This is a genomic window from Salipiger sp. HF18 (assembly GCF_011806505.1).
GTDB lineage: Bacteria > Pseudomonadota > Alphaproteobacteria > Rhodobacterales > Rhodobacteraceae > Salipiger > Salipiger thiooxidans.
In genome coordinates this window covers 1-2637 of sequence record NZ_JAATOS010000531.1, presented here as the reverse complement: position 1 = coordinate 2637, position 2637 = coordinate 1, and the positions used below count along the sequence as shown (strand labels likewise).

Annotated in this window: 1 protein-coding gene and 1 pseudogene; one reads left to right on the top strand and one right to left on the bottom strand. The window is 69.1% G+C overall.

Annotated features, from left to right (window positions below; genetic code table 11):
* Nucleotides 1–1617 (bottom strand): annotated as a pseudogene (locus HC022_RS23645) (ComEC/Rec2 family competence protein); the annotation flags it as partial.
* 72 nt (nucleotides 1618–1689) lie between these two features.
* Here HC022_RS23645 and gltX point away from each other — a divergent pair.
* The coding region (gene gltX, locus HC022_RS23640; RefSeq protein ID WP_175583714.1) for a glutamate--tRNA ligase at nucleotides 1690–2637 on the top strand (948 nt) is incomplete at its 3' end.

The following is a 2637-nucleotide window of genomic DNA, read 5'->3' as shown; positions in this document are numbered from 1 at the left end:
TTCTCGGTCATCGCGCCCACCAGCGCGCCGGTGTCGGCGATCAGCACGTCGGGGCGCGCCGAGGCGCTCCAGAGCGCTGCCGCCAGCGCCACGGGCACCAGCCCCGCGAAGCGGAAACGGCCCTGCCAGAGGCAGAGCAGCAGCCCTCCGAGCGCCAGCAGCGGCAGTACCATCGGTCCCGGCGCCAGAACGTGGCCGAGCGAGCCCTCCCAGCCCGAGACGGAGCGCGCCACGAAGAGGATCCAGTCGAGCGCCGGTTTCATCAGCCTGAGCGCCAGCCAGTCGAGCCCGAACGGCAGCAGCAGTGCTGCGACCACCGCCATTGGCACCACGACCATGCCCATGATCGGCACCGAGACGAGGTTGGCCACCAGCCCATAGTGCGAGATCAGGTTGAAATGCGCCATGGCCACCGGTGCTGTCGCCAGCGACGCGGTGGCCGAGGAGACCACGACCGAGATCACCGGGCGTACCCAGCGCGGGGCGTTGCGCTCGGCGCCGCGGTCGCGCAGCCAGCCGAAGACCGTGACCAGCGCCACGGTGGCTGCGAAGGACATCTGGAAGCCCGGCCCCAGCAGCGCCTCGGGGCGCAGGACCAGCACCACCAGCGCCGCCAGCGCCACGGCGCGTAAAGAGAGCGCACGGCGGTCACAGATCACCGCGACGAGCATGACGGCGACCATGATGAAGGCGCGCTCGGTGGCGACATTGCCGCCCGAGAGCGATCTTCTTGCCGGGCCAGTAGTGGCGGCTGCGCGGATGGGCGAGCAGCAGCAGCCGGGTGGCGCCGAAGACGAAACCCGCCAGAAGACCCATGTGCAGGCCCGAGATCGCCAGCAGATGCGCGAGGTTGCTGTGGCGCAGGGCGTCGAGCGTCTCCTGCCCCATGCCCGAGCGGTCGCCGGTCATGATGGCGGCGGCGAAGGCCCCGGATTCGCCCGGCAGCGCCGCCTGCACCCGGGCCGAGAGCCACATCCGGGCACGCAGCACGTGCTGGCCGCCCTCCGGGGGCTCTTTCAGCAGCACCGGCGTGCGGGTGTAGCCCACGGCGCCGAGGCGCAGGAACCACGCATGGCGCCGGAAGTCGAAGCCGCCGGGCTCGGCCGCGCCGCCAGGGGGCGCGAGATGTCCGGTGAGGATGACGGTCTGGCCCGGTGCGGGCGTCAGGAAGCCCTGGGTGCCATGCAGCGCCACACGGACCCGCTCGGGCGTCTCCTGCGGCGCCATCCGGCGTAGCACCACCCAGTCGAGCGTCAGCCGCAGCGCGTCCGAGGCAGAGCGGTCGATCTCGACCACGCGTCCCTCGATCGGGCCATAGTAGCGGAAACCGAGCTGCGGCGCGGCGACCATGTGCGCCCGTGCACCCGCGAGCGCGATGCCGCAAAGGATGAGTCCTGCCGCGATGGCCAGGGGTGCGCGCCCCACCCAAAGCCATCGCGACAGGAAAAGCACCGCCACACCAAGAACGCAGCACATACCCAACGCATAAACCGGCGGTTCTTCCGGCAAGCCGAAATACAACCCGATCCCCGTGGCGAGTGCCACGGGAACCCATGGAAACAGGTGACCTCTCTGCTCGGTCAGTGCCGTCTCGAGTCGCACAGCGACCTGCCGCATACTTGCTCCTGCCCCGTCCGCTGGTTAAGGAACGCCACGAACGCTACGCCAATTCTGGTTACCGAAAGGTTAATGAACGCCATGTCCGCCTCGCCCGTCGTCACCCGCTTCGCCCCTTCGCCCACGGGCTTCCTGCACATCGGCGGCGCGCGGACGGCGCTGTTCAACTGGCTCTATGCCCGGGGCCGCGGCGGCCAGTTCCTGTTGCGCATCGAGGACACCGACCGCGCCCGCTCGACCCCCGAGGCGACCGACGCGATCCTCAAGGGGCTCGACTGGCTAGGGCTCGACCATGACGGCGAGGTGGTGAGCCAGTTCGACCGTGCCGGCCGCCACGCCGAGGTGGCGCTGTCGCTGCTCGACAAGGGAGCGGCCTACAAGTGCTTCTCGACCCAGGACGAGATTTCCGCATTTCGGGAAAAGGCGAAGGAAGAGGGCCGCTCGACCCTGTTCCAGAGCCCCTGGCGGGATGCCGATCCCGCGACCTTCCCGGACGCGCCCTACGTGATCCGCCTCAAGACCCCGACCACGGGCGAGACGGTGATCGAGGACGAGGTGCAGGGCCGCGTGGTGATCCGCAACGACCAGCTCGACGACATGATCCTGTTACGCTCCGATGGCACCCCTGTCTACATGCTGGCGGTGGTCGTCGACGACCACGACATGGGCGTCACCCATGTGATCCGGGGGGATGATCACCTGAACAACGCGGCGCGGCAGATGGGCATCTACACGGCCATGGGCTGGGACGTGCCGGTCTGGGCCCACATCCCGCTGATCCACGGCCCCGACGGCAAGAAGCTGTCGAAGCGCCACGGCGCGCTCGGCGTCGACGAGTACCAGTGGATGGGCTACCCGGGGGCGGGCATGCGCAACTACCTCGCCCGGCTCGGCTGGAGCCACGGCGACGACGAATTCTTCACCGATGCGCAGGCCACCGAGTGGTTCGATCTGGGCGGAATCGGCAAGTCCCCGGCCCGCTTCGATTTCAAGAAGCTCGAGAATCTCTGCGGCCAGCAC